This window comes from Bartonella sp. AA81SXKL, from assembly GCF_042196945.1.
Lineage (GTDB): Bacteria > Pseudomonadota > Alphaproteobacteria > Rhizobiales > Rhizobiaceae > Bartonella.
This window is the reverse complement of record NZ_JBHIRH010000001.1, coordinates 91280-117319: the sequence shown is the minus strand read 5'-3', so window position 1 is coordinate 117319 and position 26040 is coordinate 91280. Positions and strand designations below refer to the sequence as shown.

Sequence of the window (26040 nt, the reverse complement as noted above, 5' to 3'; positions counted from 1 at the left end):
AGATGAAGCATTTTTATAAAAATACTTCATCTGTGTACAAAATATAAAACGATATCCAGTTAAATCGCTATGGACTATTAAGATGAGCAAGGAGTTCTCTTCATAACAGCACTGTCACGTTGATTTATAAGGATAATTCATTGTTTTGCACGTTGGATGAGAGCTTCTAAAATTATAAATTTTCTTATTTCAAACCTATGTATGATGAACCAATAAAATCATGTCTCTTACATATATCAAGCGGGGAAGTCTGTATGGTGTAAAACACTTGAGAAAGAACAATGCTTCTTATGAATCCTCTCAAGTTTTAAGGGCTGTAGCAATATTAGAGGGTGGCAAAATGTGTGATGGTGCCGGCTTATGGAAAAAGAGCCGATAAATGGGCTGAGAGATGTTTTTTATCGATTTTACAAAACAGAGCTAAGAGGGCACGCAGCTATGTTTTGCTGTGTTAAGATTTTTAGTATTTTTTCCCATATTTCATAGATCATGCATTGTGAGGTTTTAAAAGGCTTTTCTTTAAAGCGTATAAAACACAATAGCAGTATAATAAAATACAAATCGTTTGCATTTATCAATACAACTATCTATATTTTGTATACTAATTTTGTTAAAACATAATATGTGGTATCCCGTGAATCGCATATACACATAATGACACAATACCGAGAAGTCGATGGGAAGGTTACACAAACAAAAAGAGGGAAATAATGGATGAAGAAATAAAAGAGGTAATTGATAATCCGATAAAGGAAGAAACTAATAACTCCCGAATGATAGTCACCATCAAGTTCATTTTTAAATGGGCGGTGAAGATTGTAGGATTCATCTTTATGCTTGTATACACCTTGAAGCAGCTGTGGTTTTTTGGGGATTTTCAAAGGAGGCTTTTTTAATTGTAGCAATGGTAATAGTGCTTTGTGGGGTGGCTGTAATGCTGGCATTTGTAAATTATCGTAACAAGCAATTAACTGAACAATTTGAACAGAAAGTTCGAGGGTGCGAGATATATGAAAAGATTATTGCAGAAGGGGAACAAAGGCTTTTTGAAAAAACGCAAAAAATATCAAAGGAGTGGGTTGAGCAATGGGATGAGGGAGTAAGGCAATGGGAAAGGGATATACTAGAGATAAAAAATCCTAGAGCAGGCATGAAAGCTCATGGGAACAGACCTTCATTGGTAAAGAATATTTGTGCGCAAGGGGAGAGAGAATTGTCTTTATTGTATAAGGAGGCACTCGAAACAGAACTGACTGATGAGCAGATTGAAAAAATATATAATCTTTTGAATACAACACTTTTTGAGCAATATTATGTAAAAGCAGGAAAATTCATGGAAGAGAATGGAATTTCTCTGAAAGGATTTGTTAATACTCATACAAATAAAGAATATTATAAACCTACAATGTTATTGCTTCATTGGTTGTTGTACGTTCTTGATGATGTGATTATAGCTGAATGCAAACAGCAAAAAGAAAAACTATCTAAAAAGAAGAATGAAAAGCAAAAATTTGCAGATACTTTGTGGGACAACATATCTATAATTCCAGACATAAAGAGATAGAGAAAATGTTAGAGCACAGGAATTTTTTGTCTGATCAATGTGCACCGTTACTATGTTGTAAAAAGGATGTGCTGTTGTTATTGTGTGATATTTCCGATGGTTATAAAAAGGTGAGAGAGACTTTTATTTACTATAAGAAGCTCATTAAAACAGTAAAAAAGGGCTATATGGCTTTTGATAAGGGGTGCTCTTATACCATAGTTAAAGATACAATCAATACGTGTAAAGATAATGATGCAAGTATGGGACCAGATTCTTCCATTGTTGAAGGGACTCTAACGTTTAAAAAGGCTTACGCATCAGGTGCTAGAAGATGGTTGAAATCATCAAATGAGAAATGTGATAACCGGTTGATTTTTGGGGAGCAGCTCGTTGGAATAGGAGATTCACAAAAAAATTAAAGATTATCTTTGATGAGGAGAAGGTAAATGCCCTAGAAGAGGTAGTTAAAGATAATCAAGAACAGTTAAAGAGGGAAATGCAGGCGGCGATTTTTGAGAAAAAGGATTTTTGTTACTACAAATTTCGTGCGAATTTCATCGGCATTTTGGATAACGATTAAATGAAGGGGGAGGGTGGAGTGCAGTGGATTTGCTGAAATTTCTGTTGCTATGCAGTGGTAAAAACTCTTGAGAGGCATAGTGACAGTTCTTATGGGAGAGGAGAGGGCAGGCTTTGAGAGCCAATCTTTTTGCGTTGTGTAAGGGTGATTTCTTAAGAAGAGTAGGGGAGGTTTTTGCAGCAGGTGTATTTGTTGTTTTTGAGAGCGTTTTGTTTTTATGGTTCTTTTTGTTTTCTGGTTTGTTTGCAGAGGAATTGAGGAAACAACAGTGTCAATAATATTGGCTAGACTGTAATTGTATTTTTAGGTTTTTTTGGGGGCTTGATCGTTGGTGATGGTTTTGTGAACCTTTGTATACGGGGTGTTCTGTTGCAAATTTTTAGATTGTTTTTCCAAAAGCTCTCGGCTCGACTAACGGATAAGCTAAATCAAGAGTGGCAGCGCTAAGATAAGCGAAGTTTTATAAGCTCTCTCATCACAATTTTCTGAATTTTTTCATCATATTGTGTAATTTGATGAGATAGGTTGCGTGATGAGGAGTATTCAGAGGAACTCGTATTGTCTTTTAAAAAGATGTCCTTTTGAGAGCTTACTATGAGGTCTAAATGCCTTTTTTGAGAACTCTTTCTAATTTTAGGCGAATGTGTTCATTGCCGGCAATGATATTTTTTTTGCGAAATATATTGTTGCCGCCTTCTTTATCGGTGACAAAACCACCGGCTTCACGAACCATCAGTATTCCAGCAGCCATATCCCAAATTTGCAGGTTATCTTCCCAAAAGCCATCGGTTCTTCCAGCAGCCACATAAGCTAAATCAAGAGCAGCAGCACCAAAACGGCGAAGTCCGGCAACCTCTGCCATCACATTACGTAATTCAATAAGGTAGGTTCCATGATTTGGGCGACCAAAATGAGGCATTCCTGTGGCAATGACACAATCTTCTAGTCTGCGTCGAGCAGAAACGCGACAGCGGCGGTCATTGAAAAAAGCACCACACCCGCGTTCTGCGGTGAAGAGTTCATCATTCACGGGATTGTAAATGACACCACCAACGATTTTTCCTTGGCTTTCTAAGGCAATGGAAACAGCAAAAAAAGGAATGCCATGGAGAAAATTTGTGGTGCCATCTAAAGGGTCAACAATAAAACGGTGTTGTGAATCTTCTCCAATGATTTCTTCTGACTCTTCCATCAGAAAACCAAATTTGGGGCGCGCTTTGCTTAATTCATTGAAAATAATTTTTTCCGCTTTGCGATCTGCTTGGCTGACATAATCTGCTGGTCCTTTCAAAGACACTTGCAAATTTTGCACTTCACCGTAATCACGTACCAACGAGCGTCCTGCTTTCATTGCAGCTTGCACCATGACATTCATGACTGCAGAATGGGCCATTTTTTATTCCTTTATTTATCTTTTTCATTTGCGCGACGCAAATAAATCAACTCATTGGTGTCTACAATGATACGTTCACCAGCATTCATAAAGGGGGGAACAAGAATACGAATCCCGTTTTCAAGAATGGCGGGTTTATAAGAGGAGGTAACCGTTTGTCCTTTGATGGCAGGATCGGCTTCCGCAATTGTGACAGCAACTTGATCAGGAAGTGAGATGCCAATAGGCTTTTCTTGATAAAGTTCAACTGTGACAGTCATCCCATCTTGGAGAAAAGCAGCACGTTCACCAACAAAATCCTTTTGAAGTTCTAGTTGTTCATAAGATTCTGAATCCATAAAGACCAAAGCATCCCCTTGTTGATAAAGAAATGTGAAATCTTTTTGTTCAAGGCGCACGCGTTCAACGGTCTCAGCAGCGCGAAATCGCTCATTAAGTTTTGTACCATCAATCAAATTTTTCATTTCAACTTGGTTAAATGCACCACCTTTTCCTGGTTTTACAGCGTTGCATTTAACAGCAACCCATAAGCTTCCTTGATGTTCGATCACATTACCAGGGCGAATTTCATTGCCATTAATTTTCATCGTTTCTATCCAATTCTATTCTTGCAAAAAGAACTCTCTTGTTGTCTTTATGGCGCTTTTCTTTGCTGCCTTTAACAGTCAAGCTCTTTTGTTATTTTCGGGCTAAAATCCCTTTGATTAACCTTGCTGCTCTCTCATGGTCCTGTGTGCTCTTTATGGGCTTTCTCCTGCTTTTTGCAAAGAGAAAAGCTTAAGTAAAAAAGGACCTTTATGTATTTTTGCTTTTCAGTTCTTTGCAAGACCATAAAAAGCGCTCAGACGCAAGCTTTTTAAAAATTTGCACAAAAATTTTTTAGAATTTTTGGGGAAATTTATCCCGTTGTGTCGTAAAATATCATCATTGATGGCAATAATATAATTGATGGCAATGATATAAGTTCCCTAAAACCATGAGGTGTTTTTAATTAAGAATATGTGATGAATATGTGAATACGGAGTTTATTATGAGTGTCTCATGGGATAGAGCGTGGTGTGTGTTGTTACAGGGTGTTCGTTTGTATTCTTATCAGAGATCAGCTGTAAAAAGGCTTTTTTATCGAGGTTAGAACTCTAAATCTTTTGAGCAGCAGGTATTTTTCTGTACTTGATGCGATTTCATCATGAGAGTACGGGGGCTGTTGTTTTGTTAAGATATCAGCATAGAAAAAGGAAAGTAGAACATTTGAGATAGCGGCAATTTATTTTAAACGCCCTATGCTGACACGATTTAAGCCGTTTTCATATTTCTGGATTTGTTGGAAAGTGGCACCTAAATGTTGACCTAATGTTTTTTGAGACATTTTAAGCATTTTTCGTCTCAAACGAACTTTTTTGCCAATGAATTTGCCATTGAAAATGTCGTTATAAGGATTTTTACCAATACCCTAGAAAATGCTACACAGGATATAGAAAGCTATTCAGCCGCTTCAATCACAGATAAGCCAAGTTTTGCATTTATATCTTCGCGTAATAATTTGCTAGGGTATGGGGCATTTTCATTATTTTTAGTATTTTTCTTTCTTTAAATCTTAAAGCTATAACTTACACTATTTTGTATTGTTACAATCTATAATAAAATTTATCCACTCTGGCTAAAAATGAGGTTTTTTATTGAGGTGTAAATCTCTTTGGCTTTCACAAGAGCTTTTAAGTCTTTACGTGTAAAATATAGAGAATGTTTACATTAAATAGCGGGTTCATCTGGGATGAGTATTTATATAAGAACGCGGCTCTCCATTCACGTTATACTGAAAAAGAGACACTATAGTGCTACTATTTAATCTTATTCTATAACTCAAAATCACACCCATATTTTGTTGCTTTTGAGGTTGATCTGTATAGATCACATTATATCCATTCCGTCGCAACAGATTGATAAATAAAGGAGTAAAGTTGTCTGCTGTATTATTTTTCTTTATAAGAAGTGTGGTTGTAGCGGGTGGTAAAAACCCTTTGTTACCGCTAATAAATTTGTTAGCGACTAATTGTGCCTGACGCTTTGTAAGACTTTGATCAACATAATTTGATGAATAATTGCCTACAGATGCGCAACCAGCCACCAACACAACCGGTGACAGCAATAAATATTTTAACATCTTTAATTCCCCTTACTTATTGTTGCTCTTTATTTGCGAAGCTCCTCTTCCAGAAATAAGAGCAACTTTACTTATAGCACATTAACAACATATCGGTATCTAATCAATCGGTTAATTAATCGATGAATAATGGTTTCAGCTGTAAAGGCTGCTTGAAGTGCTTCTGGTGGCGTATATTTTAATAAACAGCTGCTTTTAGTGATTATGATAAAAAAGCAATTTTTTGCGTTTGCATGTTAAGATCATATCCTCGATCACTATTATAAAATGATGCGTTAGGTGCTGTTCCAGATCGACCAAAAAAATTTTCAAGCATTGCTTTTTAAGGGCTATCTTTTTTTAAATACGTATGAATGTTTATTCTGTTTTTTTAAATACTATCGTTTGAGGTGTGGTGCTATAAGACATAAAACTTTGCACATGTGATGTTTTTATGAGAGTGTGTGGTGAATATTTGAGGGAGAGCTTGTCCGGATAATCTTGTGAAATGAACCACATAAAATGGGAAGCTAAAAGAGTTCTGTTCTGAGAAGACGGATTGTTTCCCAACTGGATAGGGAAGGGGCTTCTGTCCTTTGAGGGGTGGGAGGCAAGTCAAGAATAGAGAGTGTAGCGCCCTATATTATGATGTTAAAAGCTTTCATTTTGATCAGAGAGTAATTGTAAAATGGCTCTTTGTTTTATCGAGGTTAGAACTCTAAATCTTTTGAGCAGTAGGTATTCCTCTGTACTTGATGCGATTTCATCATGAGAGTACGGGGGCTGTTGTTTTGTTAAGATATCTGCATAGAAAAAGACAAGTGGAACATTTAAGATATCGGCAATTTCTTTTAAACGCCCTGCGCTGACACGATTTAAGCCGTTTTCATATTTCTGGATTTGTTGGAAGGTGACACCTAAATGTTGACCTAATGTTTTTTGAGACATTTTTAGCATTTTTCGTCTCAAACGAATTTTTTTGCCAACGAAAATGTCATTATCAAGATTTTTGGCTCGCATTTTAAAGCCCCCGCCGGTTGCGAGCGCCCTCGCGTTGGTATTCCGGGAGCTTGAAAATACTGAGTTCTAGTCAGCCTTTTTGCTTTTAGTGCTTAAAGCACCTGGACATAGCAAAAACTCCCGGAATTCCGGGATACCCACAAAGTGGGTTCATCTTTACGCTAGAACTTAGGGTTTTCAAGGCCCCTTTTGGTCGTTGCGTATGCGACCAAAACATCTTTTAATTCATAAAGTAATTTCAGGAAATTTACAATAAAAATTAAAATAGCGTCTCTTAACGTGTCGTTTCTTAAAATGGAGGGGTGGCATGTTTTGCATTTAAGCAATAAAGTGTTCACAAGGGGGCTTTGAATAGCGTACGCTATCGCGTGATGTTAGCTTGCATTCTCATCAGAGATCAGCTGTAAAAAGGCTTTCTGTTTTATCGAGGTTAGAACTCTAAATCTTTTGAGCAGCAGGTATTCTTCTGTACTTGATGCGATTTCATCATGAGGGTATGGGGGCTGTTGTTTTGCTGAGGTGTCCGCATAGAAAAAGACAAGTGGAACATTTAAGATATCGGCAATTTCTTTTAAACGCCCTGCGCTGACACGATTTAAGCCGGTTTCATATTTCTGGATTTGTTGGAAAGTAACACCTAAATGTTGACCTAATGTTTTTTGAGACATTTTTAGCATTTTTCGTCTCAAACAAATTTTTTTGCCAATGAAAATGTCGTTATCAAGATTTTTGGCTCGCATTTTAAAGCCCCCTCCGAGTGCGAGCGCCCTCGCATTGGTATTCCGGGAGTTAAAAACACTGAGTCCGAATCAGCATTTTGCTTTTAGTGCTTAAAGCACCTGGACATAGCAAAATCTCCCGGAATTCCGGGATACCCGCAAAGCGGGGTAAATTTATGTACGAGGTTTCGGGTTTTTAGAGCCCTATTGGTCGTTGCGTATGCGACCAAAACACCTTTCAATATGTAAAGTAATTTCGGAGGCTTGGCAATAAAAAATAGTTTTTTTATAAGAGACGGCGTGTTTTTCGTCCAAGCAAAAAGAATGAAAAAATAGAGCTTGCGGAATTTTCGGGATAGTCTAGCTCTTTTGCTTATTGGATATTGTTTGTTAAGCAAATGATACCAGTGCGTTTTCTTTACCAATGAAAATGTCGTTATCAAGATTTTTGGCTCGCATTTTAAAGCCCCCGCCGGTTGCGAGCGCCCTCGCGTTGGTATTCCGGGAGTCTAAAAACACTGACCTCGAATCAGCATTTTGCTTTTAGTGCTTAAAGCACCTGGACATAGCAAAATCTCCCGGAATTTCTATAAATTTTATCTTTTTGAAGCAGAGAGGAGTATTTTAAAAAACAGGAAGGAGCTTTATTGCTTCTTTGTGCGCTTTTTCTAGTTGTGTCTTGTCCATGCCTTGGAGCATTATTTCAAGATCAGGAGCTTGCATTTTTGCCTCCTTTGCGAGCATATACCATGCCGCTGCCATTATTATATCGCCTTTTGTTCCTGTGCCATCTCGATAAAGCCTTGCAAGGGAAATCTGTGCTGGTGCAATCATGTTGACGGCATTTCTGTGAAGTAAATGAAAAGCACGCTGAAAATCTGTTTCTCCTCCACGCCCCTGTACAAGCCATTGTGCTAAATGAAGTTGAGCTTTTAAGTGGTTGTTTTGAGCTGCTACCTCCATGAGCTTGCGGGCATTGTGATCATCTTTTGGTCGCTTTAACGTGCCTAAGGAAAGAATTTTTGCAGCAGAAAAAGCCGCTTCAGCATCCCCAAGAGCAGCACCTTTTAAGTACCATTTTAAGGCTTGCTCTATTGCTTCATTTTCACGACTTTGGGAAGAAACACCAGGGAGAGCTTGTTTTTCCTGTGAGGCTTTATAAAGAAGCAGTTGTCCATAATAAAAATAGGCTTCCTTGACGCCTGCTTTGACAGCTTTTTGAATGAATTGCGCACCAAGTTCTTGATTTTGTTTTATAAAGTGACCATCAAACAACATAAGTCCATAGCGTAGTTGTGCTTGGGGTTCCCCCTGTTTTGCGGCGCGTTCAAACCATAAAGCAGCACGCGCACCGTCAATAGGAACAGCACATCCTTCCATATAAATTCGGGCAAGAAGAGTTTGTGCAAAAGGATCATTTTTTTCAGCACGTCGGAGTGCTTCACGAAAAGCTTTTAAATAATAACCTTGGATGTAATAGTCATAGGCTTGGTCATAGTCTCCAGCTTTTAAGGGCTGAAAAGGTTCTTGAGTGTTTGAAGCTTCTTGAATCGTATTGAAAGAGCTTTCAGAATTTGAGATTTCTTCAGTGTTTCCCGCTGAACTTACAGCAGAACTTGCAAGCCCAATCACGCCTAAGATAAGCAGCTTCACGCTTCTCTTGATCATGGTGTTTTCTCCTCATTACCGATCAGAATTTTCACATTTTTTTTTCATCATTACAAGCCGTATAAGAATTTCATTTCTATATTACTTTTTATCTCTCAGTTTTTCGTCTTGGTTCAAGGTAGGGTTGGGTAAGTTAAAAAAGTAGCATAAATGTCGACGAGAGACAGACTGTTTAAAATAGTTCTGTTAAAAATAATAATGATGAAGGGTTATCGTATATAAAGATGCTTATCTTCTATTATATCAAGGGCTTCTCCTCTTAAAATGAAAAAATGCTTACAATGGAGGTTGCTTTTTAAAATACGTATGAATGCTTATGAATAGTGCGCTATCCGTGTGATGTTAGCTTGCATTCTCATCAGAGATCAGCTGTAAAAAGGCTTTCTTTTTTACCGTTGTGAGAGTTCTAAATCTTTTGAGCAGCAGGTATTCCTCTGTGCTTGATGCGATTTCATCATGAAGGTATGCGGGCTGTTGTTTTGTAATGATATCCGCATAAAAAAAGGAAAGTGGAACATTCAAGATATCAGAAATTTCTTTTAATCGCCCTGCGCTGACACGATTTAAGCCGTTTTCATATTTCTGGATTTGTTGGAAAGTAACACCTAAATGTTGACCCAATGTTTTTTGAGACATTTTTAGCATTTTTCGTCTCAAACGAATTTTTTTGCCAATAAAAAGATCAATATTAAGATTTTGAGATTGCATTTTTCCCCGCCGGTTGCGAGCGCCCTCGCATGAGTATTCCGGGAGTTAAAAGCACTGAACTCAAATCAGCATTTTGCTTTTAGTGCTGAGAAGCACTTGGACATAGCAAAATCTCCCGGAATTCCGGGATACCCACAGGAGTGGGTAAATTCATGTTTGAGTTTTTCAGGCTTTTAATCCCTATTGGTCGTTGCGTATGCGACCAAAACATCTTTTAATTCATAAAGTAATTTCAAAAAATTTACAATAAAAATTAAAATAGTGTCTCTTAACGTGTCGTTTTTTAAAATGGAGGGGTGGTATGTTTTGCATTCAAGCAATAAAGTGTTACAAAGGGGACTTTGAATAGTGCACGCTATCGCGTTATATTAGCTTGCATTCTCTTCAGAGATCAGTTGTAAAAAGGCTTTCTTTTTTACCGTTGTGAGAGTTCTAAATCTTTTGAGCAGCAGATATTCCTCTGTGCTTGATGCGATTTCATCATGGTGGTATGCGGGCTGTTGTTTTGTAATGATATCGGCATAAAAAAAGGCAATGGGAACATTCAAAATATCAGAAATTTCCATTAAACGCCCTGCGCTGACACGATTTAAGCCGTTTTCATATTTCTGGATTTGTTGGAAAGTGACACCTAAGTGCTGACCTAATGTTTTTTGAGACATCTTCAACATTTTTCGTCTCAAACGAATTTTTTTGCCAATGAAAATGTCGTTATCAAGATCTTTGGTTTGCATTTTAAAGCCCCCCGCCGGTCGCGAGCGCCCTCGCATGAGTATTCCGGGAGCTTGAAAGTACTGAAATCTAATCAGCTTTTTTTGCTTTTAGTGCTTAAAGCACCTGGACATAGCAAAAACTCCCGGAATTCCGGGATACCCACAAAGTGGGGTAAATTCATGTTTAGATTTTCGGGCTTTCAAGACCCTCTTGGTCGTTGCGTATGCGACCAAAACATCTTTTAATTCATAAAGTAATTTCAGGAAATTTACAATAAAAATAGTTTTTTACTTACAAAATTTGTTTTTTAATGAGAGGCTATCTGCCTCTTAAACCTCTCTGGAATGATTACCAAAATCATGACAACAGCCCCCGTGTTTTTTGAGAGGGTTAAAAAGCCTTAAGTTTTAAGATCAAAAGAACTTTGGACGCTTAAAAGTTAAACATTTTCAATTCGCTAGTATTGACAACATAGCCAAGAGTAATTATCTTCAATATTCAGGAATAGAAAGGACATATGTTATAAAGATCACCCTTTCTCTGCTAATTTCAGAGTTCGAAACCATTGAACAGGAAAGCAGCTACACTGCATGGCTGCGCGATAAGGTAGCGAGCAGTCTTGCAAATCCATATCCTCCTATTCCGCATGATGAGGTTATGGCTGAAATGGAAGTTATAATCAGTCAGCTTGAAGCTGAACAGGAAAAGTGATGCTTCCGGTTGTTTGGTTGTCTTCGGCGCGCGACGATTTGCGTCAGATTTTAACTTATATTGCTCGCGAAAATCCATCTGCTGCGCGCCGAATGAAAAGGTTTTTGGAAGCATCCGTACTGCCATTGGCTGAACATCTATATTTATACAGACAGAGTGAGAAGGTATTAGGATTACGAGAAATTGTAGCGCATCCAAATTACCTTATATTGTATCAAGTAGCTGCAAATCAAATCGAAATTGTAGCTGTAGTACATGCCCGACGTGAATTTCCTATTTTTCTTTAATCTAATGAGAGGCTGCCTCTTAAACTTTGCAAGTCCATCAAAATTATGACAACAGCCCCGCGTTTATCAAAGAGACTAAAATGATTTCTTCCATGGTAATGAATTTCGGTCTCTTCATTAAAATTTGCACAATCGCTTGCTGTTTGAAGAAGGGTGGGGGGTGGATCGTTTCTTTGAGCCTATAGGATGTGTGTGTCTGTGGAATGTGGTGGGGTGTCTTGTGGTTTTGGGCGTGCGCTTTAAAAAATAAACATAAGCATTATTCAAATTTAACGTGATGCTGTAGCAAATTTTTTTGCATCTAAATTGTAGCCGGCTTCACATAGTCGATCAAAAAGATCCGGAAGTGTTTCTTTTACGTGTTTTTTAAAAGGAATGTATTTAAGCCCACCAAAATCTGAAGGGAGTTCAAGGTCTTGTTTTTTTAGAATAGCGACATTTTTGCGAGAAAGTGCAGCGGTTAACATGCCCATTTCAAAAATAACGTTTTGTCGTGCACGAAATTGTTCTTTTTTTTCCTTGTCAGATCTAGCATAGCCTATATCATCGGGAGTAAATAGCACAATACCAAATCCTATAGAATCGTTACAAGCTTCTTTTTCCAAAATTTCAATGAGGGTTAAACCATTACCACCAGTATTTTTTAAGATGTATGGTTCGAGACCAAGCCTGCGAAGAATAAGTTCAAGTTGCTCTAGAGCAATATGGTCATGGCCATGAACGATAAAGATTTTTTTATTTGAAGGATTGGAAGCAGTTTTTGAGGAAGGAATCGTTGATGTTTCTTCTAGATGCTTTGCTAAATCTTCTGTTAGCTTTTGTTTTATGTTTGCGCTGCCTTGAACTTGAAGTTTTCCTGTGCTTTTAAACCAATTAGTAGTGCCTCCTTCGGAGGTTTTGATCTGATATCCTTCAGGGGATGGATGTGATAGAGGTTTAGTTTCTTTGATTTGATATCCAGCTTTGCGAATTATGTTTTTAAGATCTTCAAGTGTTCCGCTATATTGCATTTTTATGTCCCCTGCATATTTGTATCGTCAGCTATTGGTATTCAGTACCAATATTGAAAATGACCATTTTCCCCAATCATAATGCTTTGTCTTTATAAGACATCGAACGAGAAAGTTTTTATGATCCTTTTTTCTATATATTATATGAAAACAAGACGATAGATTTTTCATCAATTTGATTGAATTATTAAGCAATTTTATTGAGTTTCGAGGTATCCTCTTTATCTGTTATTGTGTGTTCTATATAAGTAATATAGTGGTGAGTATTTGGATTTTTATTAACGTTTTATTTATAAATTCTCCTCCTATATTACAAGGGGGTTTTCTCACATTTTTCTTGCATTGTTTTAAGCAGTATTAAGGGGTTGTCGTTCCCCAAAATGACTTCTTCTACAGCAATGAATTCACATCCAGTCTTTAAGACTTCATCAAAGGTTGAAAAATCGCTTCCTGCTTGGATAATGGCGGGGGTTTGCATAATCTCTGCCCACCATGTTGCTAACTGGAGATTGCGGGGGTGCGCTTGGGGTTTTTTATCAGCACCGAGTTTTCCAAAGAACAGGTAATCAACACCTGTTTCCGCTGCAAGCATAGCACTATGGCGATTGCGTAGATTGCCAAAGCCTATGATTTTTTGTTCCTTTTGCTGATTTTTGAAGCTTTCAAGAGCGTTAAGATCATCTTCTATGTGCAATCCATCAGCCTTTATGCGCCCAGCAATGCGGCTGTCATCAGCGATGAGAAGGGCTGCGTCATGATGTTGAATATCTTCTGCGTAAGTTTGCGCTTGTTGTTGTAAAAAAGAGCTATCATCTTTCAATTTTTCAGAATCATAGAGGATGACGCATGCAAAAGACTTTGTTTGCAAAATTTGCTGCAATAATGCGTGTGGGGTGTTGCGCCGAACATCAAGTGTTAAAATCAACTGAGGGAAAAGAGGTGGATCAATTGGTTTATTTTTTTGTTCTGTCATGTCAAATCCCTGTTTCTTAGAGAAAAATAATGCTTAAAATTAAAGTTTCATTCTATTATGCTTATTTGCGATGAAAGTGACTACCATTTTCACGTAATTTAAAGGATTTGTGGGTGTGTGGGAGCCTGCTTATGAGAAATGAAAGTGTTTTTAAGCATAATATGTCGCCTTTTTGCTGTGATACACGTATGGATGCTTTTCGTTCTTTTGCCTTTAAAAAACTTTTGCCTTTTAAAAAATAAACGCTTAAAATGAAACTTGATACTTAAAAATTAAAATTTCATCCTGTTCATGCTTGTTGGCAATAAGGGTAAGCACCATTTTATGGGACTTCAAGGGGGTTGCAACGTGTGGGAGTCCACTGATGAAATACCAAGGTATTCTTGAGCATAATACTCAACCTTCTCATCGTGATACACGTATTGATGTTTTTCGTTCTTTAGCCTTATTGACGATTTTCATCAACCATATTCCCAGAACGATCTATGAGTCTTTTACTCATAGAAATTTCGGTTTTTCTGATTGTGCAGAAGTGTTTGTTTTGCTTTCAGGGATTGCTCTTGGGTTAAGCTTTCATGGACGGTTACAGCAAAAATCCTTTGCTTTTATCATCCGAAAACTGTGGTACAGAGCTCTGCAGCTCTATGGCGCATATCTTTTTACTACTTTTGTCACGTTAAGCCTTTTTTTTGCTGCCTTTTTATTATGGCGAACAGAAAAACTTTTATCGATGAATAATGTGGGACTCTTTTTTAAAGAGCCTGGTATCGCATTTTTGAGTACCTTAAGCTTTGGGCATCAATTGGGATATAATAATATTCTTCCTCTTTATATCGTTTTGATGTTTTTTGCGCCTTTTATCCTTTATTTGAGTTGTAAACAGACAAAGTGGCTGCTTTTGGGTTCGTTTACGCTGTATCTTATCTGCGGATTTTATAAAATTGCTCCTCCTTCTTATCCTTTAGAAGGAAAGTGGTTTTTAAACCCTTTGTCTTGGCAATTCTTATTCGTCATAGGATTGACCAGTACTTTAGCGCTTAAACAAGGAAAAACAATCGCTTTTCAGTCTTTTTGGATTGTTTGTGCGGCAGCGTATCTCTTGTTGGCGCTGTTATGGGTTCGCTTAAACTGGTGGGGCATTTTGGGGTGGCTTGGCTGGTCTTCCCCATTGTTGAATTTTAATAAAACCTTTTTAAGCTTGCCACGTTTACTCCATGTTCTTGCATTAGCCTTTCTCATTCTTTCTTTGCCGCATGTCAATAAATGGTTTTATGTTTCTCAGAAACATCCTTTAGCAATTTTAGGAAAACATAGTTTACCGGTCTTTGTAACGGGAACCATTTTTGCGATGTTTGGACAAATTATAAAAACAGTGATGACAGAAACGTTTTTTTCCGATACCTTCTTAATAATAACGGGTATTGCTTTGCAATTTGGAGTCGCTTATTATTGTGAAAAACGGCAATCTTGGCAGTGGTCCTTTTCAAGGAAAATGATCCGTTTATAAAAAACATTCCTATAGTGTTTGTTGGGCACGTTAACCTTAGTATAAAAAGTGCGTTGCGCAAAAAAATTAAAAGAGGTAGCAGTTTTAAAAAAAAAGCGTTCTATACAGCAACAAAAGAAACTTTTTAATACTCTGTTCGTTGAGGGGTATGATTTTGTGCTGATACTTGGAGTATAAAAGCGTGAGTGTACATAAACGTCCATATGATGAACCTATTATCATGATTGAGCATAATGCTTTTGAAAATGCTTTTAATCGTCTCTACGAAGAAACAATGGCGCTGATTGAAAAAACCGCAGCGTATATTGACTCAGAAGGGAAATTAGTGGCACGCTCTCTTTCGGCAGAGGTTTCTGCAGTCTATGCGAAAGAGGCTATGTATTTAAGTACACGACTTATGCAAATCGCTTCTCAACTCCTTCTTCTTCGCGCAGAGCGTGAAGGGGAAATGTCATCAGAACAAATAAAAAAAGAAATTGTAAAAGTGTCACTTCATACACCGACATTGGAACTTGAAACCCCTCATTGGCATGAATTGCCAGAAATTTTTCGCCAATTTGTTTCTCATTCATTGCGTTTAGAAGCGCGGATACAGTATATGCGTGCTGGGTGGGAAACTGCAGCCTCTTGTGCCTTAGAAGATGATAACCCTGTAGGAAAACAAATCGAATTGCTCAAAACAGCCTTTGGGCGTTCTTAGAGGTATTCCCTTGCTTTGCGCGAAGGGGAAATGTCATCAGAACAAATAAAAAAGCAATTGTAAAAGTGTCACTTCATACACCGACATTGGAACTTGAACCCCCTCATTGGCATGAATTGCCAGAAATTTTCCGTCAATTTGTTCTCATTCATTACGTTTAGAAGCGTGCATTTTGTTTCATTTAGAGATGCTGCTGTAGTTTAAGCGCTTTGGTCAATAAGCGGCGGCTATATTTTGAACGATGATAATCCAGTGGGAAAATAAATCGAATTACTGAAAACAGCTTTTGGGCGTTCTGAGAAAAATAGCGCCTTGCTTCTTTCTTGCGATATTTAGAGCAGTATATCCATTTTTTACAACCAAAATTTCACAACTAAAACCAATCTAGAGTGCTTTTTTCTGCCTAATTTCTATTTGAGCGTAGGAAATATCTTGAGTTTATAGCTGAGAGAGGGATAGGTATTGATTTTGAATTATGGCATGGAATAGGGTATGGTTGGTCTTTGTGGGAAATCGACTTTGGTTGATTGCAGCTAGAACACTTTCTGTTGATCTATCGTGTGATTTTGTTTTGGCTCTGATAATGATTAGACGCTAGATAGAGCAGGGGCTTGTACATTAATTTATTTATGCTCTATAATTTATGCCTATAAAGTTGCTGTAAAGTGTGTGTTAATGAGGATAATACACATTGTTGCAGTTTTGGGGCTTCTTTTGTTTTGAATGGAAGTTATTTCCCTCGCGTAAAATAAAATATCCAAAATCAAAGTGCCATATAATGAATGTCCCATGGGTTCCTTGTGCCCCCATGCAATGTCCCTCTCTATGCAATGTTCCTCTTTACGTAATGTCATTGTGGTGTGATGGGTATATTCAAAAACACCTCTCAGTTCTTATTCATATCCGTTGAGCTCTCCTCATCTTTACGTTTGCAAAGGAGAAAGCCGGCACTATCATCATCTTTGCCAGTCCCCAATGTTGCAACAGCCTTTGGCACTTGAGTCAATTCATTAGAGGCATTTTTAGTCCTTTCTTGTACAGTTTCACTCTATACGGCAATCCCACGTTTCATATGTAAGCGAATGGTTTTGATTGATTCAAGATAAACAGATTTGTAATGAGAAAATCTTAGGATATTCGGGATTCTTATGCAACATACAAAATAATTAATTATCATTATAAATCAATGCGTTGATTTATAATGGTAGCGTCATGCTATAATGTAAAAAGTTTTCGCAAAGTGTGTACCATCCATTGCATAGCCTCTTTACACTTAATGAATGTACAATCCAGCACTCTCTATTTGCTCGCTTGCGATGTTTAACCGTTATGGCATTAGTATGATATAGAAAGGGAATTTTTATGCTTTAGAGGGTGTTTGCTTGTAATGTGTGAATGGTTTTGATTGATTTCAGTTATGCTTCATAAAGTGTATTCCATAAAGATGCTGTTCGTTGTGTGTTATAATTGTATAAATTTGGGGGTATGATTATCTTTTTACTGGTTTTGTCTTGGGTTGCTGGTTTCTTTGTGTTCTTGTCTTTATTCACATCTTTATTCACAGGGGGGAAAAGTGTATAGACTGTAGTTTATGGCAGAGACGATTCGTATTATAGGCATTGATCCCGGATTACGGCGTACAGGGTGGGGCGTTATCGATGTTGTGGGTAATCGTCTTCAGTTTATTGCAGCAGGGACGGTTTCTTCTGATGTACAGTGTGAGCTGGCTTCCAGGCTATGTCAGATCCACAAAGGTCTTTCAGAGGTTGTGCATCAATTTATGCCCCATGAAGCTGCTGTAGAACATGTGTTTGTCAACAAAGATGCTACAGCAACTTTAAAACTTGGGCAAGCGCGTGCAATTGCATTGCTGGTTCCTGCGCAAGCAACTCTTCCTGTTTTTGAATATGCGCCCAACAAAGTGAAAAAATCGGTTATTGGTGTTGGACATGGGGCTAAAGAACAAATCCATATGATGGTCAAAGTTCTCCTCCCACGGGCTGAATTTGATAGCAGTGATGCAGCTGATGCTCTTGCTCTTGCTCTTTGTCATAGTATGCATCGTAAGAGTGTTGACCGATCTTATCAGGCAAGGATGGCGATATGATTGGGGTGAAAGCATGATTGGCAAATTAAAGGGCACTCTTGAACATATCTTTGATGATCATATCCTTCTTGATGTTCACGGTGTGGGGTATGTTGTTTTTGTGTCAAATCGTCTGCGTCCTTCTTTACCCTCGGTTGGGGAGGCGTTAAGCCTTTTTATTGAAACGCATGTTCGGGAAGATGCAATCCGCCTTTTTGGTTTTGCTACAAGAGCTGAACAGGAGTGGTTTTGTCTTCTACAAAATGTTCCTGGAGTAGGGGCAAAGGTTGCTTTGGCAATCTTGGGTACTTTATCGCCAGATGAACTTGCACAGGCTATTGCTTTAAATGATGTTGCGATGATTAGTCGAGCGCCAGGCGTTGGTAAAAAAGTCAGTGAAAGAATTGTGGGTGAACTGAAAAGTAAAACACTCCCCTTTGAACAAGTGGTCAAGACTGTTTCTGTTCCTCAGCGTGAGATGACCAATCAACCTGCGCATGATGCGCTTTCCGCGTTGATGAAGCTAGGGTTTGAACGGGAACATGCATCCCGTGCTCTTGCTCTTGCGATGAATGCTCTTGAGGGGGAAACTGTTTCTTCTGCCCTGCTGATCCGCCATAGTCTCAAATTGCTTTCTTCTCCTACTTAAAATCAAGGTAACAATGCATAAAGATGAAGATAAACGCCTTCTGGGTTCCGCCCCCCTTCCTAACGATCCAGATCGTTCCTTGAGGCCACAAGTTCTCGATGACTTTATTGGTCAAGAAGCGGCACGGGCTAATTTAAAAATATTTATTGAAGCAGCAAAAACACGGCAAGAAGCGCTGGATCACGTTTTGTTTGTAGGACCACCGGGGTTAGGAAAAACAACGCTTTCACAGATTATGGCAAAAGAATTAGGCGTTAATTTTCGCTCTACTTCAGGGCCGGTCATCGCTAAAGCAGGGGATTTAGCCGCTCTCTTGACCAATCTTGAAGAACGTGATGTCTTGTTTATTGATGAAATTCATCGCTTAAATCCGGCGATTGAGGAAATTCTTTATCCAGCCATGGAAGATTATCAACTTGATTTGATCATTGGGGAGGGGCCGGCCGCACGCTCGGTGAAAATTGATCTGGCTAAATTTACTTTGGTAGCGGCAACCACACGTTTGGGGCTTTTGACCACGCCGCTGAGAGACCGTTTTGGCATCCCAATTCGTCTCAATTTTTATACTATAGAAGAATTGGAATATATTGTGCAGCGTAATGCACGACTTTTTGCCGTCAAGATCAGTGATGATGGTGCTCATGAAATTGCACGCCGAGCACGGGGGACCCCTCGTATTGCCGGACGGCTTTTACGGCGTGTTTGTGATTTTGCTTTGGTTAAACAAGCAAAACAAATTGACCAAAAAATCGCCGATGAAGCGCTTTCGCGCCTTGAGGTTGATCATCTTGGTCTTGATCCGCTTGATCGTCGCTACTTGCTCCTGATTGCGGAAACTTTTTTAGGGGGACCGGTGGGGATTGAAACAATTGCTGCTGCTTTATCAGAACCACGCGATGCCATTGAAGATATTGTTGAACCGTATTTGCTCCAACAAGGGTTTATTCAAAGAACCGCTCGTGGACGTATTCTAACTGAAAAGGCTTGGAGCCATTTAGGGCTTTCTGCTCCAGCCTCTACAACGTCTATACAAAGGCGTTCTCAACTTTCTGAGGCTCAAGAGAATTCATCATTTCAGACATCTTTATGGGATGGGGAAGATGATTAAGACATTCTCTTTATTAAAAGAAACTATGTGAATATTTTATAGCAAGGTCATAAAATACAAGAGACGTGCCTTCTTTTAGCATATTCTGGCTAAAAAGGTTTGGCACTATTAAAAATTTTTTGCTTTTCACAACTTCAACACAAAAATGTGTTCAATCTTTTGATTGATAGATAATTTGCTATATTAGATGATTTTATGGGATATGAAGTCGATGACAGAAATAACACCTTTTAAGAGCAATCATACAAACGCTTTTCATAATTTTCAGGTCCGCGTTTATGTTGCGGATACAGATTTTTCCGGTGTAGTTTATCATGCGCGTTATCTTGAGTTTTTTGAACGAGGACGTTCAGAGTTTTTACGGGATACCGGTTTTAATAATAAGATGTTAGCAGCAGGGGGTGAGGGGGAAAAACTGTTTTTTGTTGTTCGTCATATGGAAATTAATTTTTCAAGACCAGCTAAAATTGATCATCTTTTAGTCGTTAAAACACGTGTTACTCATATCCAAGGGGCCCGCTTTTTTATGGAGCAATCTATTTTGCATGAGATGACCACGTTGGTAACAGCCAAAGTTGAAATTGCTCTGATTAATGAGGAGGCAAAACCGCGACGTTTACCCAAAGAACTTTTTGCAAAAATGCTTGGTTAAAAGTGTTCTTCATTGAATTAGCAGTTTCAGGAAAGATCAGCAGATATAAAGTAATCTACAATCTAAGATTATACATATTTATCATAGCCTAAATGTTTTCCAATAAGGTTACACGATACAGCAAAAGAAAGCACCTCTGCTACAATAACTACAATAAATTGAAGATGATATCCCACAAAATTAAACATACCTCATCCATGTTATGATTCAAAATCAATGTCGCCTCATCCATTTTCTGCTATAAACTCAAGATATTTTCTTTCTTTTGAAGAAAGGTTTGTTGGCATCAGAAAGCAGCGAAAAAGTACAAAATATAAAAAAATAAAAATGGATTAAGATTTATTTTTATAAAAATGCACATACTCAGCACAATATTGCAATAAAGTGATAATAAGCTATTAGGTCGAAAATTGTCTCAAAACACCTAAAGGGTGTTTTTAAGCAATTTGATTTGTTTTTTTACTGGATTATCATTTGGCATCACAAAAGCGCGTGTTTCATCCATTTCTATCCATCATGCATGACTTTATGTGCTATAATGCGCGATTTATGTGCGCTTCTAAACGTAGTGAATGAGTGAGAGATCAATGTATGCAAAGCAGAAATGCATTCTTGCATTTAAAGTTTCAAAAGCATATTATTCTATATAATATATTGACTTAGAAAGATAAATTATCACTTCTTACGGGCACAAACCCTAATAGAGGAATAGAATAAAATACTTTCATTTCAAATCTGTTCATGTTGAAACAATTAAAATCATTTGCTTACACATCATAAGAGAGCAATATAAATTATTGAAAAAAATTGTAAAAATGTTCCTTATGGATCATTCTCAATGCAATAACGATCAAATATCGCAAGTGAGCAAAGAGAGCGAAGAAGCCGGTTTTCATAAAGTAAAGATGTGAAAAGGCTTTTTTCATATCACAGAAGCTTGTACGTTACACCATGATGCCAGAGAGATGATAGGGATTGAAAGGGGTAAATTCACAACACAATGAGATTACATGAGACTTACACTAGATTATATAGGACTTATAATAGGGGTGTATGGGTGAGGCGCATTGTTGTGAGGCATTTTATGGTGGTTTATTGTCGTTTTTTGTGCCCGATGGTGTACCTCGTATTCAATTCGATAGAAAATGAGAGAAATAATAGCTTGAGGCAAAGCGTCATCTTTTATGATGATAACATATTTATTTACAATGATAATTCATTGCGTTGTCACTTTCAGATAATTCTGAAACTTGTAAAACTTTTTCTTTTCAAGCTCTATTGCCGCGAATTAATCAAAAACATTTTCTTACATGTCACAAGCGGAGTTGGTGAGTGGATACAAAAACACTTAAGAAAGGAATAAAATACCTCTTACGAATCTTTTCAAGTGCTAAGACTTATTGCAGCATTTTAAGCTAGAAACGCGTATGATGATTTAGCGTTCTTTTCAGAAGCGTAAAGATGGTGGTGCATAATAGATTTTATATTATGCATTTTTATATCTTTTATTTTTATAGCATTTATGGATAAGTCCTTATCGTTATATTTTTCATAAATGCTGTTGTGAAATGAGGGGGGCGTGCATTGAGGGATGTCTCTCGTCATCACTTTTTAAGGAAATTTAAGAAACAAGTCTTGTTTTAGCGCATGGATTTATGTGAGACTAGAGTCTTTACTTAAATTTAGAAACTATAAAATAATCTGTTTTATAAAATTTTAAAAAATGCATCTTTCATTTAGAGGGACAAAAATTATGCCGCATGTAGAACTAACGAATCCAGAAACAATTGGAATGTTGCATTTGTTTATGCAAGCGAGTTGGATCGTGAAAGGTGTTATGATCGGGTTGCTGCTCGCTTCTATCTGGAGTTGGGCAATTATTTTTGATAAAATTTTTACGTATCGGAGAATACGGCGTGAAATAAAGCAGTTTGAACGCACATTTTGGTCTGGCAAAGCGCTAGAAGATCTTTATGCATCATGCAAAAGTCAACGTACCAATAGTATATCCGCAGTTTTTATGGCAGCAATGGTTGAATGGAAAAAATCTCTTGAAAAAGGGACCCATACATCGAAAAGTTTGCAGAGCAGAATTGATAAGGCTATGGATTTGACGCTGGGACGTGAAAGTGAAAAAATAGAATCAAAATTAAGTTTTCTTGCGACACTAGGATCTGCGGGACCTTTTATCGGACTTTTTGGAACAGTTATTGGTATTATGGAGTCTTTTCTTTCTATTTCAGCTTCTCAAAATACATCACTTGCCATTGTCGCGCCAGGGATTGCAGAAGCGCTTTTGGCAACCGCTATTGGTTTGTTTGCAGCAATTCCAGCTGTTATTGCTTATAACAAGTTGACTCATGAAAGTGCGCGCATCATTGCACAAATAGAAAATTTTGCCGATGAATTTTCAACAATTGTATCGCGGCGTATTGATGAAACACGCACAGCACCTTCCTCTTTATAAAAAGGATCTTATCCCATGGGCGTTTCTGTTGCTTCTTCTTCTTCTCGCAAAAATACACGTAGGCGGCATCATTCACGAAGCCAACTGATGAGTGAGATCAATGTCACTCCTTTTGTGGATGTCATGCTGGTCTTGTTGATTATTTTTATGGTCTCTGCTCCCCTTTTAGTGAACGGTGTTCCTCTAGATTTGCCTCGTAGTCAAGCGGGTCCCGTACGAGCTCAAAAAACACCCCTTACGGTTTCACTTGACGCGCAAGGGCGCTTTGCCATTAATCAAGATTATTATGAAACGTCACAGGCACTGATTGCACACCTGAAAACTCTTCTGGAAGCAGATGCTACACAAAAAGATCAACGGGTTTTTGTGCGGGTTGCCAAAACTGTTGAATATCAACAAGTATTAAAACTGCTGGCGGATATTCAAAAAGCGGGGTTTTCTCAAGTTGCGTTAGCAAGTTTAGAACAATAAATAATAAGTAATAAAATTGTGCATAAACGGTTGTTTTTAAGATGTTTTTAAAAGAGCATAGAGTGATTAAAAATGAAAAAATGTAAGGCATAAGTAAGGCATAAAGAATGAACAAAGACTCTTATCATAGTATGAAACGAGGCTTGGCTTTATCCCTTGTGGTCCATGTCATTTTTCTCAGTTGGGGAGCTATTCAGTTTACAAGCTCTGTCTCTTTACCACAACCATTGGAAGCAATTCCCATCACTCTTGCTCCTTTAGTGGACGAGTTTTCTTCTCAACAAGGAGCCGTGAAGGCTCCTATCCGTGCAATCCCTGCCATAAAACCAACTATGCAACCACAAGAGAAAGAAGATGCACGCCATATTGGAGAGGGACAAATAGATAGTCTGGCACCGTTTCAACCAAAGGAAAAGCTGCGTCCCGTTGAAACAGCATCGCCACCATCAAGCGAGAACACATCAGAAACATTTGCACCCGAACTTACAAAACCAGAATTATTAGAAGCAAAAACAGAGGATGCACCCAAGGTTGCACCTGAGATGCCTTTGGAGGCACCGGAGGATGCACCCAAGGTTGCGCCTGAGATGCCTTTGGAGGCACCGGAGGATGCACCCAAGGTTGCGCCTGAGATGCCTTTGGAGGCACCGGAGGATGCACCCAAGGTTGCACCTGAGATGCCTTTGGAGGCACCGGAGGATGCACCCAAGGTTGCGCCTGAGATGCCTTTAGAGGCACCGGAGGATGCACCCAAGGTTGCGCCTGAGATGCCTTTAGAGGCACCGGAGGATGCCTCTAAGGTTGCGCTCAAGCCTGCGCACAAAAATGAAGAAATGATATCGCCAAAAGAATTGGCTCCAACGGTCCCAAAAGTATCAGCAGAGCAGATTGTTCATCAAGCGCCCAAAATTGTACTTCCAGAAAAATCTCTTCTTCCACAGTTTAAACCAAAGTTTGACGGAGAATTTCCAAAGAAGAATGAGGCTGCATTGAATCAAAAGACGCCAAAGCTTAACAAGAAAAACCAAGAGAAACAGACCATTGAAGATATTTTAGCTCTGGAGGAAAATAATTTGCTCAATCGTGCGCGGTCACAAGGAGGGGGAGCAAAACGTTCTCATACACCAGAAGCTTTGGGTGCAAGAAAAAATATTAATGATACCACAAAAATGGCACAAACATTGGTCAATATTGCGGGGGGATGTATTCAACAGAAGCTTAAACTTGTGGCGCTTGGCGGCGATTTAAAAAATCGTCCGGTCGTGCGGTTGCGATTTTATTTAGACCGTGAAGGGATGGTTGTGGGCGATCCTATCATTGATCCCATAAGCGGCCTTGAGAGTCAACAAGCTATTATGATAAGGCAGGTGTATGCTGCTGTCTTTTCATGCCAACCTTATGCAGATCTCCCACGTGATCAATATGATCTATGGGGGCAAGGTTTTGACTTTAATGTTGATCCCCTCCAAGAAATAAGATGATAAACGAGAAAAAAGCGCTTAACGAAAGGACACATTCCATGATGACTATAACGAGACATAAAGTTTTTGCTTGGTTTATTGTCACTTGTGGGGTGTGGCTTTCAAGTATTTCATCGGGTTATGCGCAATTGAAAGGAACTATTTCGAGCGCTGATTTTAATCCCATTCCCATTGCAATTACAGACTTTATTTCCAATGATTCGATTGGGTTGAAAATATCTGCTGTGGTGACAGCTGACCTTGAACGGTCGGGGCTTTTTTTACCGCTTGATAAAGCAAATTTTTTGGAAAACATTTCTAATCCTAATAAACAACCACATTTTGCTTCTTGGCAGAAAATAAAAGCGCAAGGTTTAGTTACTGGGCAAGTCATGAGAGAAATCGATGGACGTTTGAGGGTCGATTTTCGTTTATGGGATGTGTTTGGACAAAGACAATTGAAAGGACGGCGTTTTTATACCGCGACAGAACGTTGGCGGCGTGTGGCACATATGATCGCAGATGAGATCTATAGTGAGATGACAGGAGAAAGTGGTTATTTTGATACACGAATTGTTTTTATCGATGAAACAGGGCCTCAAAATGCACGCATTAAACGTTTAGCAATGATGGATCAAGATGGAGCAAATTTGATTTATATGTCTGATGGAAGTGAATTGGTGCTTACACCGCGGTTTTCCCCAAAAAGACAAGAAATGACCTATATGGCTTACGAGGACAATCAAGTACCTCATGTTTATCTCCAACAAATTGAAATGGGGCAAAGAGAGTTGATCGGAACGTTTAATAACATGACAATTGCTCCGCGTTTTTCTTCTGATGGACAAAAAGTTATTATGAGTTTGTTACAAAATGATGGGAGTGCCAATCTTTACACTATGGATTTACGAACCCGTACGATGACGCGACTTACAACAACTTCTGCTATTGATACTTCTGCTTCTTATTCACCGGATGGAAAACAAATTGTCTTTTCTTCAGATCGTAGTGGAAAGCCGCAAATCTATAAAATGAATGCGGATGGGAGTGATATTCAGCGTATTTCTTCAAACGATGGGAGTTATTCAACACCTATTTGGTCTCCACGGGGTGACTATATCGCCTTTACAAAACAATTAAGCGGACAATTTTCTATCGGTGTTATGCGCCCTGATGGACAAGGAGAACGAATTTTAACCACGGGGTTTCACAATGAAGGACCAACGTGGGCCCCCAATGGTCGTGTACTGATGTTCTTTCGCAAAAATCCCGGTATGGGACCAAAAATTTATACGATTGATATTACGGGTCGCAATGAACGACAACTCCCTACCCCCAATGATGCTTCAGATCCAGCATGGTCGCCTTTGCTCAATGTACAGTAAAACAAAATGCTTAAAAACAGAATATAGAAGGAATATAGTCTACACAGTCTCAAGTTTAAACAATCTCAATAGTTTTTAAATTATTT

At 38.4% G+C, this 26040-nt stretch carries 24 protein-coding genes and 2 pseudogenes; 15 read left to right on the top strand and 11 right to left on the bottom strand.

All coding sequences use genetic code 11. The features are described from left to right. Nucleotides 1–802: 802 nt before the first annotated feature. Complete coding sequence (locus ACFINZ_RS00630) at nucleotides 803–1564, top strand: hypothetical protein (RefSeq protein WP_375633437.1); 762 nt, start codon at nucleotides 803–805, stop codon at nucleotides 1562–1564. Nucleotides 1565–1590: 26 nt separating this feature from the next. Next, nucleotides 1591–1965: a hypothetical protein gene (locus ACFINZ_RS00625; protein WP_375633436.1), complete on the top strand. Its 375-nt coding sequence runs from the start codon at nucleotides 1591–1593 to the stop codon at nucleotides 1963–1965. 762 nt (nucleotides 1966–2727) lie between these two features. Here the strand turns inward: ACFINZ_RS00625 and ACFINZ_RS00620 are convergent. The 9 genes and pseudogenes from ACFINZ_RS00620 to ACFINZ_RS00580 form a co-directional block, all read right to left on the bottom strand. Continuing rightward, complete coding sequence (locus ACFINZ_RS00620; protein ID WP_375636486.1) at nucleotides 2728–3519, bottom strand: inositol monophosphatase family protein; 792 nt, start codon at nucleotides 3517–3519, stop codon at nucleotides 2728–2730. A gap of 11 nt (nucleotides 3520–3530) precedes the next feature. Beyond that, nucleotides 3531–4106 (bottom strand): elongation factor P, encoded by a 576-nt coding sequence (gene efp / locus ACFINZ_RS00615; protein WP_015856958.1) that lies wholly within the window; start codon nucleotides 4104–4106, stop codon nucleotides 3531–3533. Between the two features lie 441 nt (nucleotides 4107–4547). Continuing rightward, nucleotides 4548–4966: pseudogene (locus ACFINZ_RS00610) on the bottom strand (helix-turn-helix domain-containing protein). A gap of 315 nt (nucleotides 4967–5281) precedes the next feature. Next, complete coding sequence (locus ACFINZ_RS00605) at nucleotides 5282–5680, bottom strand: hypothetical protein (RefSeq protein ID WP_375634416.1); 399 nt, start codon at nucleotides 5678–5680, stop codon at nucleotides 5282–5284. Between the two features lie 630 nt (nucleotides 5681–6310). Further along, nucleotides 6311–6679 (bottom strand): helix-turn-helix domain-containing protein, encoded by a 369-nt coding sequence (locus ACFINZ_RS00600; RefSeq protein ID WP_375632054.1) that lies wholly within the window; start codon nucleotides 6677–6679, stop codon nucleotides 6311–6313. Nucleotides 6680–7053: 374 nt separating this feature from the next. After that, nucleotides 7054–7419, bottom strand: coding sequence for a helix-turn-helix domain-containing protein (locus tag ACFINZ_RS00595; RefSeq protein ID WP_375701114.1), 366 nt, complete (start codon nucleotides 7417–7419; stop codon nucleotides 7054–7056). A gap of 603 nt (nucleotides 7420–8022) precedes the next feature. Further along, on the bottom strand, nucleotides 8023–9066 hold the full coding sequence (locus ACFINZ_RS00590; protein ID WP_375633431.1) for a tetratricopeptide repeat protein: 1044 nt from the start codon (nucleotides 9064–9066) through the stop codon (nucleotides 8023–8025). A gap of 342 nt (nucleotides 9067–9408) precedes the next feature. Then, nucleotides 9409–9774 carry a helix-turn-helix domain-containing protein gene (locus ACFINZ_RS00585; RefSeq protein WP_375634418.1) on the bottom strand — a complete coding sequence of 122 codons (366 nt, stop codon included), beginning with the start codon at nucleotides 9772–9774 and terminating at the stop codon, nucleotides 9409–9411. A gap of 368 nt (nucleotides 9775–10142) precedes the next feature. After that, the gene (locus ACFINZ_RS00580; protein WP_375634419.1) at nucleotides 10143–10544 is read right to left on the bottom strand and encodes a helix-turn-helix domain-containing protein; all 402 of its coding nucleotides are present in this window, start codon (nucleotides 10542–10544) and stop codon (nucleotides 10143–10145) included. 406 nt (nucleotides 10545–10950) lie between these two features. Here ACFINZ_RS00580 and ACFINZ_RS00575 point away from each other — a divergent pair, with 406 nt between their 5' ends. Together ACFINZ_RS00575 and ACFINZ_RS00570 are read left to right on the top strand one after the other, a co-directional pair. Continuing rightward, on the top strand, nucleotides 10951–11199 hold the full coding sequence (locus ACFINZ_RS00575; protein WP_375636567.1) for an antitoxin: 249 nt from the start codon (nucleotides 10951–10953) through the stop codon (nucleotides 11197–11199). Further along, a complete protein-coding gene (locus ACFINZ_RS00570; protein WP_375634420.1) occupies nucleotides 11199–11486 on the top strand; it encodes a type II toxin-antitoxin system RelE/ParE family toxin in 288 nt (95 codons plus the stop codon). Before ACFINZ_RS00575 ends, ACFINZ_RS00570 begins: the two co-directional genes overlap by 1 nt. Nucleotides 11487–11755: 269 nt before the next feature. Here the strand turns inward: ACFINZ_RS00570 and ACFINZ_RS00565 are convergent, their stop codons facing one another. Both ACFINZ_RS00565 and ACFINZ_RS00560 read right to left on the bottom strand, forming a co-directional pair. Next, the gene (locus ACFINZ_RS00565; protein ID WP_375636475.1) at nucleotides 11756–12496 is read right to left on the bottom strand and encodes a TIR domain-containing protein; all 741 of its coding nucleotides are present in this window, start codon (nucleotides 12494–12496) and stop codon (nucleotides 11756–11758) included. 310 nt (nucleotides 12497–12806) lie between these two features. Beyond that, entirely contained in the window at nucleotides 12807–13469 is a 663-nt protein-coding gene (locus tag ACFINZ_RS00560) for a thiamine phosphate synthase (RefSeq protein ID WP_375701113.1), read from the bottom strand. Nucleotides 13470–13833: 364 nt separating this feature from the next. Between ACFINZ_RS00560 and ACFINZ_RS00555 the strand changes: the two genes are divergently transcribed. From ACFINZ_RS00555 to tolB, 11 genes and pseudogenes are all read left to right on the top strand, one after another. Then, nucleotides 13834–14976, top strand: coding sequence for an OpgC family protein (locus ACFINZ_RS00555; RefSeq protein WP_375701112.1), 1143 nt, complete (start codon nucleotides 13834–13836; stop codon nucleotides 14974–14976). Nucleotides 14977–15157: 181 nt separating this feature from the next. After that, entirely contained in the window at nucleotides 15158–15676 is a 519-nt protein-coding gene (locus ACFINZ_RS00550; protein WP_208439387.1) for a DUF1465 family protein, read from the top strand. A 12-nt stretch (nucleotides 15677–15688) separates the two neighbouring features. Beyond that, nucleotides 15689–15940 (top strand): annotated as a pseudogene (locus tag ACFINZ_RS00545) (DUF1465 family protein); the annotation flags it as partial. A gap of 1327 nt (nucleotides 15941–17267) precedes the next feature. Beyond that, nucleotides 17268–17783, top strand: coding sequence for a crossover junction endodeoxyribonuclease RuvC (gene ruvC / locus ACFINZ_RS00540; protein WP_375633424.1), 516 nt, complete (start codon nucleotides 17268–17270; stop codon nucleotides 17781–17783). Between the two features lie 13 nt (nucleotides 17784–17796). Next, nucleotides 17797–18411: a Holliday junction branch migration protein RuvA gene (ruvA, locus tag ACFINZ_RS00535; protein ID WP_375636471.1), complete on the top strand. Its 615-nt coding sequence runs from the start codon at nucleotides 17797–17799 to the stop codon at nucleotides 18409–18411. A 13-nt stretch (nucleotides 18412–18424) separates the two neighbouring features. Beyond that, nucleotides 18425–19519: a Holliday junction branch migration DNA helicase RuvB gene (gene ruvB / locus ACFINZ_RS00530; RefSeq protein WP_375636468.1), complete on the top strand. Its 1095-nt coding sequence runs from the start codon at nucleotides 18425–18427 to the stop codon at nucleotides 19517–19519. Nucleotides 19520–19730: 211 nt separating this feature from the next. Next, nucleotides 19731–20171, top strand: coding sequence for a tol-pal system-associated acyl-CoA thioesterase (gene ybgC / locus ACFINZ_RS00525; protein WP_375611759.1), 441 nt, complete (start codon nucleotides 19731–19733; stop codon nucleotides 20169–20171). Nucleotides 20172–21924: 1753 nt separating this feature from the next. Beyond that, nucleotides 21925–22638 (top strand): protein TolQ, encoded by a 714-nt coding sequence (gene tolQ, locus ACFINZ_RS00520; protein ID WP_375634425.1) that lies wholly within the window; start codon nucleotides 21925–21927, stop codon nucleotides 22636–22638. 15 nt (nucleotides 22639–22653) lie between these two features. Further along, nucleotides 22654–23109, top strand: coding sequence for a protein TolR (gene tolR / locus ACFINZ_RS00515; protein WP_375634426.1), 456 nt, complete (start codon nucleotides 22654–22656; stop codon nucleotides 23107–23109). Between the two features lie 107 nt (nucleotides 23110–23216). Beyond that, nucleotides 23217–24590 carry a cell envelope biogenesis protein TolA gene (locus tag ACFINZ_RS00510; RefSeq protein ID WP_375701111.1) on the top strand — a complete coding sequence of 458 codons (1374 nt, stop codon included), beginning with the start codon at nucleotides 23217–23219 and terminating at the stop codon, nucleotides 24588–24590. Nucleotides 24591–24628: 38 nt separating this feature from the next. After that, nucleotides 24629–25954 carry a Tol-Pal system beta propeller repeat protein TolB gene (gene tolB, locus ACFINZ_RS00505; protein ID WP_375701110.1) on the top strand — a complete coding sequence of 442 codons (1326 nt, stop codon included), beginning with the start codon at nucleotides 24629–24631 and terminating at the stop codon, nucleotides 25952–25954. The last annotated feature ends 86 nt before the right edge of the window (nucleotides 25955–26040 follow it).